This is a genomic window from Gottfriedia sp. NPDC058432, assembly GCF_042721555.1.
In the GTDB taxonomy this organism is placed as follows: domain Bacteria; phylum Bacillota; class Bacilli; order Bacillales; family Bacillaceae_G; genus Gottfriedia.
Map to the genome: position 1 here is coordinate 252,611 of NZ_JBHXLC010000004.1, position 13,799 is coordinate 266,409.

A 13,799-nucleotide genomic window follows, 5' to 3' on the forward strand; every position below is an offset into this window, starting at 1 on the left:
ATACTATTTTTCTGAATATTCTACTATCCTATATTTATAGGAAGATCAAATTAGGGAGGGGGAATGAGGTTGTCAGATCATCGCGATCATCATCCAGTTGGTAATTTTTTTATAGGGCTTTTTCTTGGAACTCTCACTTCATTCAGTGGAATCTTTGTTACACTAATGGGAATCGGTTCATTTCTTATTGCGGCAGGCATTGTTGTTGCTATACCACTTCTAATAGGCATTTCTCTTTTAGTCTCAAAAAGAAAGTTCTTGGCAATTGGGTTTTTCATGTCTCTCCCGATTGTATTCTTTATATTCTATTCGATCTGTGGGACTTTTTTGTATGATATTTGATAAAGTATCTCCTTTACCGAGGAAGCATCACTATTATATAGCAGGTTGCAATTTAATATTGAAACCAAAACAAAAAACATGCATATCTCCATCGCATGTTTTTTACTGTTTTATTAGCCGTATTAATTAAAGCTTTTTTCTCCACTCTATAGCTTTTCGTTCTATTTCCTTCACAAAAGCATCTTTTCCATCCATGTATCCATAAATATCATTTGGAAATTTTTCAGCAAGTTGTGCTTTTAATTCTCCATAAGCTTTCATCTCATACTCATGTGCCCTTAAATAAGCGGGAACTGCTAGATGGCGCTCAATTTCTTTTTCATTATCAAACTGATACATATGCATTTGATGGGTACGATTTTCTCCACCTTTTCGGTAGTATCTTCTACCTGTTAGACCGAACTCACCAAGCCCCTCATAACCAATCTCAGCCAATTGACCGTTATACTTGTCTATGTTTTCTATGTTTTTAACGACAGGCAACATATCGATAATCGGTTTAGCTTTTAAATTTGGAACTGATGTACTACCAATATGATGAATTTCAATAAGCTCATCTTTTAGGATTTTACGAATACGATTTGCTTCTTCTTGAAATAAGTTTTTCCAATTTCTATCATGGTTTTTGACAATTACGTTCATTCCATTTTTTGTGCCCATATTTTACAACCTCCATTTAAAAGAAAATGGGATTATCTTAAATACAATAATCCCATTTGCCTTGCATATTAAACTCCTAACAAATCAACAAGCTCATCCATAGACAATTCTGTAATCCATTGTTCGCTCGTTATGATTGTATCGTTAAGTGATTGTTTCCGTTGTAGCATTTCATCAATTTTTTCTTCTAGTGTCCCAATCGTTACAAATTTATGGACTTGAACGAATTTTGTTTGTCCGATTCGGTATGCACGGTCAGTCGCTTGATTTTCAACAGCTGGGTTCCACCAACGGTCAAAGTGCATTACGTGATTTGCTGCTGTTAAGTTTAGTCCTGTTCCGCCAGCTTTGAGTGACAGAATAAACACTTTTACATCGCCGTTTTGAAAGCGAGAAATCATATTATCACGGGCAGTTTTAGGAACACTACCGTTTAAGAATAATACTTCTTCACCAAATTTTGCTTGGATTGCCTCTTTAAGCATATCGCCCATTCTCACATATTGAGTAAAGATTAGACAGCTTTCGCTTTGTTCAAGGATTGGGTCTATTAATTCGAATAGTCGTTCAACTTTGCTTGATCTCTCTTCGAATTCAACAAGCTGTGATTCCTTTAAGAATAAAGAAGGGTGATCACAGATTTGTTTTAATTTATTTAGCATCCATAAAATACGGCCACGACGTTCGATACCAGTTAATGTATCGATTTGTTTTAAGCTGTCTTGAACAACTTGTTCGTATAATGCCGCTTGTTCAACCGATAAAGGACAGAGCATCTTTTGTTCTTGTTTCGGTGGAAGATTTAAAGCAACATCTTCGTCTTGCTTTGTCCGTCTTAGTAAGAAAGGCGAAATTAAACGATGAACAGCATTTATCTTTTCTTCATCTCGGTCCTTTTCAATAGGGTTTACATAATTGCTAGCGAAACGGTTTAGCGATCCAAGATATCCTCTATTTATAAAATCAAATATTGTCCAAAGCTCCGTTAAGCGGTTTTCCATTGGGGTACCGGTAAGAGCAATGCGATGCTCAGCTTTTAACCCACGAACTGCACGAGACTGCTTTGTTGTTGGATTTTTTATATTTTGAGCTTCATCAAGAATGATACTTTTCCAAATATATTGCGTAAGGTCCTCATAATCTAACACGCTTAAAGCATAGGAAGTGATGACAATATCAACATCTCTGATTACTGAAAATAAATCTTCACCTTTTAATCGATTTCCTCCATAGTGAACATGAACAGTTAAATCAGGATAAAATAATTCAATTTCACGTTTCCAGTTGTTGATAACAGAAGTAGGGCAGACAATCAATGATGCCCCTTGTTTTTCTTCGTTTTCTTTACGATAAGCTAAATAAGAGATCGATTGAATTGTTTTACCAAGCCCCATATCGTCAGCAAGTAATGCACCAAATCCCATATTTTTCAAATGAACTAGCCATTCGAATCCTTTTTGTTGATATGCACGTAAAGTTGCTTGCAGACCATGAGGAACATTAAGCTCAGGAACTTCTGAAATGGATGTTAATCGTTTAGTTAGTTCTCGGAATACATCATCTACTTCGATTTCAACTTCGGCAAAAGGTGAGTGATCGTCCTCAGGTTTTTCAGTCCCCTGTAGTAGCTCATGTTGAAGAACTTCGTGAAATCTAAGTCCCTGTTTTTCAGCCTTTGCCATCATTTTCTTCATACGTGCAATAAAAGCAGGGTCAAGTGCAATCCATTGACCGTTAAATTGAATTAAGCGTCTTTGATTTTCAACGAATTGCTGGAATTGTTGTTCTGAAAGCTCCATCCCATTTGTAGAAATTCGCCAGTTGAAGTCAACCAATGTTTCCATATTGAAAAATGAATTTCCAGCAGGTTTACCTTTTACACTTGCTTTTAAAGTCATCTTATTTTGTTTTAAAGCTTGCCACCAGCTTGGTAAAAGAACCTGAATATTTGCGGAAAGTACTTTTTCACTATCCTCTGTTAAAAATGTCCAAGCTTCTTGTTCACTTAAAACTTCTTTTGGCTTATGATCATCGATTAAGTTTGGTGCTAATAAGCCTACTCCTTGGAACGTTCGATCTAAATACTCAGCATAAGATGAATGCTTTTTATGTAATGATTCATGTCCGTTATATTCATAAGGTTTTATCGTTTTTCGTTCATCAATTAAATATGTACGTAAATTCCAGTCATCATGTTCACTCAATGGCTCTTCAAGTACTAATCGAATTGAAAATGGAACATCATCGTCTCTTAACCCGATTTTTACATGCCAATCATCTTCATCAATACTATGTGTGAGTTGCTGTTTTATATAACTTGGATTGTGATACAAGCCCCTAGCAATATCCCAACGTTTAGACTGTAATGTTTCGATTTCAAACTGCTGTTTAATTGCAGAAGAAACCAATTCCTGTAAAGTTGGTTCTAATTGTTCAAATCCATCAATTTTCCATAGCTCTTCGCCATTCTGATAATGAGCAAAACTTGGCGAAACGTGGCCTTCGTTAAAATCATCGTATAAACGTGAGATTACCGAATGAAACTCGTTTGCTTCATCTAAATAAGTAATCTCTACTAGTGAGTTTTCTTGATGTTCTCTAAAAAAAGTAAGTGCTTCGATTGGAGTTAAAAGAATTCCTTCAATCTGACCGACACGGGTCGGCTGCAATAATGTCCCATAATATGAAGGTTCATGCCATTGAAACACTAGATGCTTCCATGCGGTTACCGGTAAAATGACACCGTGACTTTGCATTCCATAAATGAGTAAGCCTTTTCGCTCGACCCATTTTACGGCAATACTAAGATTTGCTAGTCGCTTCATTGACTAATTTTCCTTTCTTTAATTCCTCTTGAAGTGCACGTAAACGAATAAATTGAGATTCAACATACTGAATATAGTCATCCCACTCATTCATACGCTTTAATTTTTTATAATTTGTTCTTAGTTTTTTTAAATATCGTACAGCTATTTTATAGTTTGCTCGACCTTTTAACTCAATGTAATAAAGAACCAAGTGATGGTAAATAGGCAATACTGATTGAGGTGAGTACTTATGTACTTCCTGAAGGTCATGTTTATCAATGTAATCAGGATTGTAAGAATATAAGTGCATTTGTAGCTCAGCCCATCGTTTGTATTCACGATTATGCATTAAATAATCAGTGTACTGCATCACACTATATGGTAGTAATGCTTGATAAACTACTTCTAACCCAGCCGTTTCATTAGTGTAAAAACTATTGTACTCATAATTAGTAAGGAAATGTTTCGCAAAAGTAGTTTTTGCATATTCATCATCGCCATTTTTTAAAAAGTGTAAAAGCATCTCGTAATATAATGGCAAAAACAATGTTAGTCGATCTGTTTCATTGTTTTTTCGAAGACTTTCAATCCAGTAAGTAAAGCAATAGAGAGTACGTTCATTATTGCTGTATTGCTTTATAATGGACAGCATTGATTCATCTTCTTTTAATAAAAAGTATAGATGAGCTTTTCCTAAATCTGCATAATAATTGTCCTCAACCTTTGATAAAGTTTCTAAATCCTTATATAAAATCTTTGGACTATTTAATAGCTCTTTATATACATGACGAAAAGAGTTATATCGAGGAACTAAACAAAGGTTTCTTTCTAATAAAAGAGATTGCAACTGCTCACGAAGAACCTCTTCGTACTGAGTAGAAACAGAACCTCCAGTTAAATTATGTAATTGCCTACTAACTGCGTCAATTTGATTTTCTAGCATTGTCATTTCACGTGGTAAATGAGCATTGTCGTAAACTGTACTTTGAATTTCTATTTGTCCGACCATTTTATTCATTGTAAAAATTGACGCAAGTAACTGATATTGTAGCTTTTCCTTTTCTTGACGTGGTTGTTGGTTCAATAATCCATGATAAAACCGTTCATATAATGGATAAACAAAATAAACATCTTGGTAAAATGACGTCCTTTGCTGTTCTATGTACTCCTTATACTTTTGCTCAAACAACGCCACTGTCTCTTTAGGTTGATCCTGTTCAAACATATTCATTTGATCCAGCAGTTGGCGACCGGTCATGATATTCGGGATACTTTTTAAAGAAGACTGTTTAAACTTCCTCATAATATCTCCGACTAAAGAAAATGAAGCGGCAGCATAGCAAAGTAGTGCAATTTGATGTTGGCATGGAGGAGCTTCGTAGCAATCACATCCATTTTGATCATGGTTTTCAATATGTAGAATTGGTAAATGAATTTGATCGCCCTCTTCGACAACCCCGACTAGGCGACCTTCGCGAACCGATACATTGTATACTTGACCTAGCCTATACAACTGCAGGCCAGTTTCAACAAGCTCTGCGTCCCTCGTATTTTGAGGAGAAAGCTTTGAAAAAAGTGAATATGAAAGTTCATAAATAATATCTTTACTTAAATCACGCTGAAGCATTCGATGCCTCCTTACTCGAAACATTCTTATTGGTAATTATACCCTAAACAAATACGATACACATAGCCGAAAAGGGAAAAAATGAAAGTTGGTAACTCGGGAATAGCAAATAAAAGTGTGAAACGCAATTAAATTCCAGGAGCGCAAATAAAAAGTGCAAATCGCAATTAAAATTCAGGAATAGCAAATAAAGAGTGTGAAACGCAATTAAAATTCAGGAATAGCAAATAAAGAGTGTGAAACGCAATTAAAATTCAGGAATCGCAAATAAAAAGTGTGAAACGCAATTAAAATCCGGGAACGTAAATAAAAAGTTTAAATCGCAATTAAAATCCTGGAATGGCAAATAAAAAGCATCGAATCAAATAAATTCAAAAAAAAATCGTATTTATATGTAAAATCCTCATAGTTTCAACTAAAATCTATAAAAACATACCTATTTTAAAGTAAAAAACGTAACAGGAATAGACAGGTGTGTAATACAATTTTAATATGCAATGAAAATGCTAATATTATAAACTAATAATATATTAGACAATTAAAATAAGCTCCCTAAATAGGGAGCTTTTCGTCTGTTATGAGATTATTATATAAAAACAATTACTTATATATACACAATTGTTTTTGATTAATTAGAGAGGTGAAGGGTTTGAAAAAAGGTTTTATTAGTTTAGTTGTTTTAGTACTTATGTTTAGTATGTTTAAAGATGTATTTGCAGAATCAACAACAAATGCAAATTCAGAAAAATGGGTTGTAACGCTAAAACCTACAGATTTGACGATTCAGAATAATGAAACTGGAGGAACGACCGGCGGAGCAACAACTGGAGGAACGACCGGCGGAGCAACAACTGGAGGAACAACTGGAGGAACAACAGGTGAAGCAACCGGCGGGGCAACAACTGGAGGAACAGCTGGTGAAGTAACTGGAGGAGCAACTGGTGAAGCAACCGGCGGGGCAACAACTGGAGGAACAGCTGGTGAAGTAACTGGAGGAACAACAGGTGAAGCAACCGGAGCAACAACTGGAGGAACGACCGGCGGAGCAACAACTGGAGGAACGACCGGCGGAGCGACAACTGGAGAAACAACCGGCGGAGCAACAACTGGAGGAACAACCGGCGGAGCAACAACTGGAGGAACAACTGGAGGAGCAACCGGAGGAACAACAGGTGAAGCAACCGGGGGAACAACTGGAGGAACAACAGGTGAAGCAACCGGAGGAACAACAGGTGAAACAACCGGAGGAACGACTGGTGCAGCAACAAACGTAACAACAACTACTATAACAATACCAGCAAACGTTAAGTTAAAAGTAGATAAAGAGGAGAATGACCTTTACTATGTTACTTATAATGGGAATGCTGGGACTATTTTGAAAAGTGCGGTCCGAAATGCAACGCCATGGGAAATCTACCCAACGGCGAAAGTTTTTAAGGTAACTAGCGATACACCTCTATTATTAAATGAAAATGGTAAATTAGTGAATAGGGGAACAGTTAAAGCAAATACGGTTTTTAGTAAAACAGGTGAGAAGAATCAGTATTTAATGATCCAATATTCTAATCAAACTGCTTATATTGATAAAAATAAAACAACCCCTTTACCAAATGAGACATTGCCTGTAATCAGTATTGTGACGCAGCCTGTTAAAATTACGGCGGGTGTTGCAGTACGAAATACTAAAATTGTTTTCCCACGGGATCCGAAACCAACGATGGTTAGTATACCTGCTAAACAAAAAATAGTAATTGATTCAGCTTATTCATCTTATTATGTCGTTAAAGTTGGAGGGCTTAAGGGGCTAATCCCTAAAGCAGATATTTCGTTAAAAACTTATAACTACGTTGACCCAAATGGTGACTACTCATATGACGAGTTGACAGCGGATTTACAGGAGCTGAATGCTTGGTACCCTGGATTTACTAAAGTTGAAACAATTGGTAAATCTGTAGATGGTAGAAATTTATATGCGATTAAGTTAGGGACTGGTAAATCTGAAATTAGTATAAACGGTTCGCATCATGCACGTGAGCACATGACGACAAATGTCATAATGGAAATGCTTGATCAATACGCTAGTGCGTATGAAAAAAATACAAAAATATCTGGTTTTGATGTAAGAAAAACATTATCCCAAACGTCTATTTATTTTGTACCAATGGTTAATCCTGATGGTGTAATGCTTGTACAAAAAGGTGCGAGCAGTGCAAAGAATCCAAATCAGGCCATTAAATTAAATAATGGTAGCAAGAATTTTAAAGCTTGGAAGGCAAATGTACGTGGCGTAGATTTAAATCGTCAATATCCAGCTGGGTGGAATACAATTTCTGGTAATAAGTCAAAGCCTGGCCCTGATAACTATAAAGGTACAAAGGCTCTAAGTGAACCAGAAGCTAAAGCTTTATATGATTTCACAAATAAACATTCATTCAAAAATACAGTTGCATATCACTCATCAGGAAATATTATTTTCTGGCATTATAACCAATCAGGAACTCAAATGGCTAGAGATAAGGCAATTGCTACAAAATTATCAAAACAAACAGGCTATAGTTTGGTCGCTCCCGCAAAAGGTGGAGGCGGTGGATATAAGGACTGGTATGTCGCTGCAAAAAAACGACCTGGATTTACTATTGAAATTTCTCCTTATGTAGGGAACAAACCAGTTCCTAATAGTTACTTTAGTAGTATTATGAAGAAGAACTTACCAGTTGGTTTAATACTTGCTAACGAAAAGTAAAAAATAAGGTCATTTTTTATAAAAATTATTAATTTTTAATTATTCTTCGTGCACAATTTGTTTTTCATTTCATTTTATGTTACGATAGGGACATACTTAATAAGAAATTGGTTAATTCAATTCATGTGTTAAAAGGGACGAATTTTCATCCTGTTCTAATGTGTGTATTTTTTCTTAACAATACTCATTAAGTGTAAAAAAACAGGTATAATGGAGGTTCGTACAATGAACACAGGTACAGTAAAATGGTTTAACGCAGAAAAAGGTTTCGGATTCATCGCTGTTGAAGGTGGAGACGATGTATTCGTACATTTCTCAGCTATCCAAGGCGAAGGTTTCAAATCTCTTGAAGAAGGCCAAAAAGTAAGCTTTGAGATCACTCAAGGTAACCGTGGCGCTCAAGCTGAAAACGTAGTTAAATTATAATTTTCACTTTTGAGTGAGTAAAAGGCTGCTAGCATTTTTGTTAGCAGTCTTTTTTATTTTGTTTGGAGAAGTGAAGTGGTAATGGCGTCGATTGCAAATAAAATATCTGCAACCATAAAAAACAGCCAAATCTGCAAATTAATTAAAAGTAAATTTGAAAAAAATTCTAAAACTGCAAATATCTGCTGGCTTTTCTATTATAATTGTACTAAATCAACTAAAAGAGGTTTAAAAACTGGTGGAAAAACAATAATAAATTTTATTAAAAAAAATGCGGACTCGTAACTTACATACATACCTTGTTTAATCAAGTAGTGTCCTAGGTATTCTTGAAGCTAAATAGTTAAAAAATCAACAAAAAAAAGAGCTTAAAGTAAGCTCCTTTTCTTAAACAAAACTTTATTTTAATGCAGAATCAATTAATTCGGTTGCTTCAAGTTGCGATATGCCTTTAATTAAGCTAAGTTCACCAACAAACATGCGTTTAGCCGTGTCTAGCATTTCTCTTTCACTAGGATTTAAAGGTTTCTCTCTACTTTGAAGTGTTAGATCACGTACAACTTGAGCACCAGCGAGTAATTCGCCAGACTTTAATTTTTTCATGTTTAAATCATATTTCTGTTTCCAAGATAAGGAATCGTCGGGAAGACCATTTGAAAAGTCATCTAATACATTACTTAAATGTTCATTGTCTTCGACTAAACGAATTTTCGTGTTTGAAACATTCCCTTGAGGAACCATCAATTTTAAATTGCTGGATGGTATGTTGATTATGTAGTACTGTTGTGTTACACCTTGTATAACTTTCTCTTCGATGGAATCAATTACTGCAGCTCCCTGCATTGGGTAAATAATTTGATCGCCAATTTTGAACAATGTACCCACCTCCGAAAATTCTTATAACTTAAGTATAACATTAATAAATGAAATAACAAAATTTATATGATAACATTTGTAAAATAAAACTGTCAATAATTTTATGTATATTTTTTTGCTTTTTTGGGGAAAAGATGAACATGTCATATGGTCGTGGACATAATATGAAGAAAGAGACTGTCGAAAGGAGGCTAGGTTACTAATGAATTTTCGTGTAGTTATTTTTATCGTTACAGTACTTACTTTTTTTACAACGACCACTGGATGTAGCCAACAAGAGCAAAGAGAGCTAGAGAAGCTTCCCAATGGCGTATTACTAGCAGCATCTGAGCTTTCTTATGAAGCATTTCTAGATAAAGAATTAGGCAAAAGCTTAAGAGAACATAAAGGGATTGCTGATCCATTACTTACTCAAGTTCATAAGAATCTTAGTGATTATCAGCTTGTTTCTATTACATCTGGTAATATTGGATTTTCAGCAATAGCATTAAAAAACAAAAAAAATAATAGTTTGTTATTTGCGTTTAGTGGATTAAAGAAAATCAATTTACAAGATATTTATCAAAGACTAGTTGAATTTGAAACTCCAGAGAATGGTTCACCAGTTGTCGTAGATCAACAAGCTCAGCAAGCATATGCCTGGGTTACATCAATATTAAATAAAAAAGAGAACAATCATTCAAGTGTATATGTTACAGGTCATTCCTTTGGAGGTTATTTGGCCCAATTTGTAGGCTATCAGCTTAAAAATGATAAAAAATTGAAAAATCATCTATTTGTACAGGGAGTTACATTTAACTCATTAGGTGTACTATTAGATGATGGTTCGAAAAAACTTCATGCAAAGTCACAAAAAGTCCAAAAAACTTTTAAACCGCTGTTTACTAATTACATTGTAAATGGTGACCCATTGGATTACGCCAATAAAACCTTCTTTAAACAAATAACTGGGTACTCACTCCAGCATCTAGGTAATGTAAAATATATTACAGTTGATGAAAAATATAAAGCATCTTTAACTGCTTTAGAAAAAACAACAGATTTATGGACAAAAGCAAGATTATTGAAACCTTTGTACCCTTATCACGATTTAGTTGAGTTTGAGGGTGTGTTTTGGAAATAGAATAGAGTAAATTTTTAAAGATACTAAGATTATTCTAATAAACCTTTATCATTGGTTTATGAACTAATCTTAGTATTTTTTTGTGTCAAACATAATTAAAATGTAAAAAAGTTATTTCTATATTAATAGTCATTTATTGAGACAATTAAGAAATGATTTTCATAAGATATTATATCTAAATAATAATCATTGAATGGAGGTAAAAGTTTTTTGACTTATTTTCTTAAAATTGGACAAGCATTAGAAAATAAGAAAAGTATTTTTTTAGTTTCATATTCTGAAAAGTTTTTAAGTAATAAAGCTCCTTTTTTTACGGTTATTCTCAATATAGATGGTGGTAGTTTTACTGATGTGAACTTTGATCAGAAGGTAGATGGTGGGAATTTTACTGACACACCTTTAGGCAATATAGATGGAGGGAGTTTTTAATGGCACAAAAAATACAAATTCGTAGAGGCCTTAAAGCAAATTTACCACTTTTGGATGTTGGTGAATTTGGATTTACTACGGATACAAATGAACTCTTTATTGGATCAAGTAATGGTAATGTTTTATTTTTAAATCGGAATGAATTATTTAGTTTAGTTATTGATTTAAAAACTTTAGGGGTAAAATCAGGAAATAGTGCATTTGCAGCAAGTAATTCAGCGATTCTAAAAAGTTTAATTACACAATACCCAAATGGTGAATTTACTTTTTATTTACCAAAAGGAGAATATTATTTTAATCCAATAGACCTAACTAGTATATCAGGCAGTATTACAATAAAATTAAAAGGTGAAAATGATGGATTATCCCCATCTTGGTTTAAAAGTGTATCCACTACAATTAAGACAAATAAGCAAGATTTTATATATGACCGAAGAAATCCTTCTCCAGGCATTTGTTTCTATGTGGAGGATTTAAAGTTCTATTCTTATGAAGGTTATACAGAAATTCCAACCGGAGTTTGTTTTGGAGCACAAAATGACGGATCTGCTGAATACAATTTCCATTTTTATAATGTATTCATTCATGGCTTTGATTACGGATTTAAATCACCAGGTTTCTCATGCGCTGGTAGCGGTGGTAAACATATGTCATTCTCAACTTGCCACTATGGAATATACATTAGTTCAGCTAGTCATTTATTTCAAGCAGACGATGTTGAGTTACTTTATAATCGAGTTGGTATTAGATTTGGTTATGGGGGTACTCCATGTTCAATTTCAAATATCCACGTAGCAATTGGCTATTTAGGCGCAGATAAAAATAATTTCGATCGCTTTATGGTCATTCACACAAAAGGTAGTGTGAATATCTCTAATTTATATCAGGAAGCATACGAATCAGACGCGCAGCCTGAGAAGACAACGATAATTGATTATGAAGGCTGGGCATTTGGAATTAATCCAATAATTATAGAAAACATTCCAATTACCACTCCTTCAGGAAATGGAGGCCTTTTTTTAAGAGGAAGAACTTATTTAGGTGAAGGTCCAGAAACAGGAACTGTGAATCCGGTTGAGATTGATAGCAGTGATATTAATCAGTATCCAAACGGATGTGTGATTTTTAAAAACTGTATGCCTCCAAGTGATTTCACAACTTTGAAATCACTAATTGATATAAATGGTTCAGATGGAACAGGTTACTATTTTGAAGGTATGGAAATATATAAAAATGGGTTGTCTTTATCAAAAGACTCATTGTATAAATTACGATCAAAATTTAACTATGTTAGCTATAATTTGACGAGCTTTCAAAATTATTTAATGTATAATTTCTCAGATTTACAAACGCCCGTCTCAGATGGAGTGGCATTTAAGGATAAATTTGTTGAAATGGCATCAAAGGTAAATGTAAAAGGATCAGTTTATATAGATGCTGGGATTTCTACTAATGTAAAAGTAGTATTAGGTGTAATTTATGATTACTATGATGATGCTACTGGTGGTACAAATAATAGAGGTGTAGAGTTTTCGCCAATTTGTACAATTGATACTACAGGTGGAAAAGTTTTCAATGGTGGTAATTTCTATGTAGATGCAAGTTTTACAAAAGGCACAAATCATAATTATAGAAGTCAGATTAAATTAGGTTATAAATTGGTCGACGGAGCAACAAGCACTTACAAGTTAAAGTCTACTGACTTTAGTAAAATAACATATAATGTAGAAATACGGAAATTACTATTCTGATGAATGGATTATAGAGGGGGAAGTAATTTGAGTTATAAATACCTCTTCATAATTTACTTTTGGGGCGACGACGTCCCCTTTTTTTATGGGCTTTTTGGATATCTCCAGTCAGTATTTAGAGAAGTTTCAACTATTTAGACTGACTGGAGGCACTGGATTATGATGGAAGAGTCCTTAGAGGAAAATTAGCACCTTAAATGAGTAATCAATACAATCTTAGTGAACGCATTATTGTTAAGCGTTATTTATACTGTATATCATCTCTAAGAGACTCAACCTTTGTAAGGGCCAAATCGATATCTGCTTCACTAACACTAAAATGTGCTAAAGCATCATGAAGATGGGTAGCAATTGCATTAAAATGTTCAGGTTGAATATTCATGCCTGCATGGGCTTTTGACATTGATTTTCCTGAATATTGGTTTGGCCCTCCTAAAGCAAAGCTGATAAATTTTGTCTGATGGCGACGCTGCTTATCCATATCTGTTTTTTCGAAGAAGTGATTGACCGTTTTATCTTTTAGTACTAAATCATCGTAAAAATAGTCCACAACTTTTCCGACTGTTTCTTCTCCACCATATTTTTCGTACAGAGTTTGTTCCATATTAAAACTTCCTTTCATAATAGGCTAAAACTAGAATTCCCGAAGAAACTTGGAAATATTACTTATTTTTTACTAAAAATACTTCTTAAGAAAAAATTTGTAAAAAAGAAAACTTAATAGTTGATGTTAAATCTTTGGCACTTTTGATTAAACATAAAAAAGAAATTATTCAATTTAAACGACGACTTGGCATATATGGAAATATCTATAATAAATTTATTATATAGAATCTACCATTTAGCAGTGGGGCGTGAAAAAAAGGGACAAGTTTGGAAAAAAACGATTAGACTACTTCATTAATATTATTGTTTTTTTAGTTTTAGTGATTTCTTTATCCTTAAGACAAAGCGTTTAGCATAATATTTTTATCCTTAAATTGAAAGGGAAAAGTAGTTTTTAGTAGATTAGCAC

Annotated in this window: 11 protein-coding genes; 6 read left to right on the top strand and 5 right to left on the bottom strand. The window is 34.0% G+C overall.

Going from position 1 to position 13,799, the window contains the following annotated elements; all coding sequences use genetic code 11:
- Nucleotides 1-69: 69 nt before the first annotated feature.
- Nucleotides 70-342, top strand: a complete 273-nt coding sequence (locus ACFWM3_RS06945) for a hypothetical protein (protein ID WP_390310826.1) — start codon at nt 70-72, stop codon at nt 340-342.
- 126 nt (nt 343-468) lie between these two features.
- Here the strand turns inward: ACFWM3_RS06945 and ACFWM3_RS06950 are convergent, their stop codons facing one another.
- From ACFWM3_RS06950 to ACFWM3_RS06960, 3 genes are all read right to left on the bottom strand, one after another.
- Entirely contained in the window at nt 469-1,002 is a 534-nt protein-coding gene (locus ACFWM3_RS06950) for a GrpB family protein (RefSeq protein WP_390310827.1), read from the bottom strand.
- Between the two features lie 68 nt (nt 1,003-1,070).
- Entirely contained in the window at nt 1,071-3,827 is a 2,757-nt protein-coding gene (locus ACFWM3_RS06955; protein WP_390310828.1) for a DEAD/DEAH box helicase, read from the bottom strand.
- Nucleotides 3,805-5,436, bottom strand: a complete 1,632-nt coding sequence (locus ACFWM3_RS06960; RefSeq protein ID WP_056469383.1) for a hypothetical protein — start codon at nt 5,434-5,436, stop codon at nt 3,805-3,807. Before ACFWM3_RS06960 ends, ACFWM3_RS06955 begins: the two co-directional genes overlap by 23 nt.
- 649 nt (nt 5,437-6,085) lie before the next feature.
- Between ACFWM3_RS06960 and ACFWM3_RS06965 the strand changes: the two genes are divergently transcribed.
- Nucleotides 6,086-8,179, top strand: a complete 2,094-nt coding sequence (locus ACFWM3_RS06965; RefSeq protein ID WP_390310829.1) for a M14 family metallopeptidase — start codon at nt 6,086-6,088, stop codon at nt 8,177-8,179.
- A gap of 225 nt (nt 8,180-8,404) precedes the next feature.
- The gene (locus ACFWM3_RS06970) at nt 8,405-8,605 is read left to right on the top strand and encodes a cold-shock protein (RefSeq protein ID WP_056469390.1); all 201 of its coding nucleotides are present in this window, start codon (nt 8,405-8,407) and stop codon (nt 8,603-8,605) included.
- Between the two features lie 399 nt (nt 8,606-9,004).
- On the opposite strand, the gene ACFWM3_RS06975 is transcribed toward ACFWM3_RS06970, so the two are convergent.
- Nucleotides 9,005-9,490 carry a CarD family transcriptional regulator gene (locus ACFWM3_RS06975; RefSeq protein ID WP_286131649.1) on the bottom strand — a complete coding sequence of 162 codons (486 nt, stop codon included), beginning with the start codon at nt 9,488-9,490 and terminating at the stop codon, nt 9,005-9,007.
- Between the two features lie 193 nt (nt 9,491-9,683).
- Here ACFWM3_RS06975 and ACFWM3_RS06980 point away from each other — a divergent pair, with 193 nt between their 5' ends.
- From ACFWM3_RS06980 to ACFWM3_RS06990, 3 genes are all read left to right on the top strand, one after another.
- The gene (locus ACFWM3_RS06980) at nt 9,684-10,604 is read left to right on the top strand and encodes a lipase family protein (RefSeq protein ID WP_056469396.1); all 921 of its coding nucleotides are present in this window, start codon (nt 9,684-9,686) and stop codon (nt 10,602-10,604) included.
- A 210-nt stretch (nt 10,605-10,814) separates the two neighbouring features.
- On the top strand, nt 10,815-11,033 hold the full coding sequence (locus tag ACFWM3_RS06985; protein ID WP_390310830.1) for a hypothetical protein: 219 nt from the start codon (nt 10,815-10,817) through the stop codon (nt 11,031-11,033).
- A complete protein-coding gene (locus ACFWM3_RS06990) occupies nt 11,033-12,784 on the top strand; it encodes a hyaluronate lyase N-terminal domain-containing protein (RefSeq protein ID WP_390310831.1) in 1,752 nt (583 codons plus the stop codon). Before ACFWM3_RS06985 ends, ACFWM3_RS06990 begins: the two co-directional genes overlap by 1 nt.
- A gap of 241 nt (nt 12,785-13,025) precedes the next feature.
- Here the strand turns inward: ACFWM3_RS06990 and ACFWM3_RS06995 are convergent, their stop codons facing one another.
- Nucleotides 13,026-13,388, bottom strand: a complete 363-nt coding sequence (locus ACFWM3_RS06995) for a group I truncated hemoglobin (protein ID WP_390310832.1) — start codon at nt 13,386-13,388, stop codon at nt 13,026-13,028.
- Nucleotides 13,389-13,799: the final 411 nt, after the last annotated feature.

Coding starts and splice junctions, on each gene's coding strand:
- ACFWM3_RS06950 (WP_390310827.1), bottom strand. CDS start 1,002: ATGGGCACAAAAAATGGAATGAACGTAATTGTCAAAAACCATGATAGA.
- ACFWM3_RS06955 (WP_390310828.1), bottom strand. CDS start 3,827: ATGAAGCGACTAGCAAATCTTAGTATTGCCGTAAAATGGGTCGAGCGA.
- ACFWM3_RS06960 (WP_056469383.1), bottom strand. CDS start 5,436: ATGCTTCAGCGTGATTTAAGTAAAGATATTATTTATGAACTTTCATAT.
- ACFWM3_RS06970 (WP_056469390.1), top strand. CDS start 8,405: ATGAACACAGGTACAGTAAAATGGTTTAACGCAGAAAAAGGTTTCGGA.
- ACFWM3_RS06980 (WP_056469396.1), top strand. CDS start 9,684: ATGAATTTTCGTGTAGTTATTTTTATCGTTACAGTACTTACTTTTTTT.
- ACFWM3_RS06990 (WP_390310831.1), top strand. CDS start 11,033: ATGGCACAAAAAATACAAATTCGTAGAGGCCTTAAAGCAAATTTACCA.
- ACFWM3_RS06995 (WP_390310832.1), bottom strand. CDS start 13,388: ATGGAACAAACTCTGTACGAAAAATATGGTGGAGAAGAAACAGTCGGA.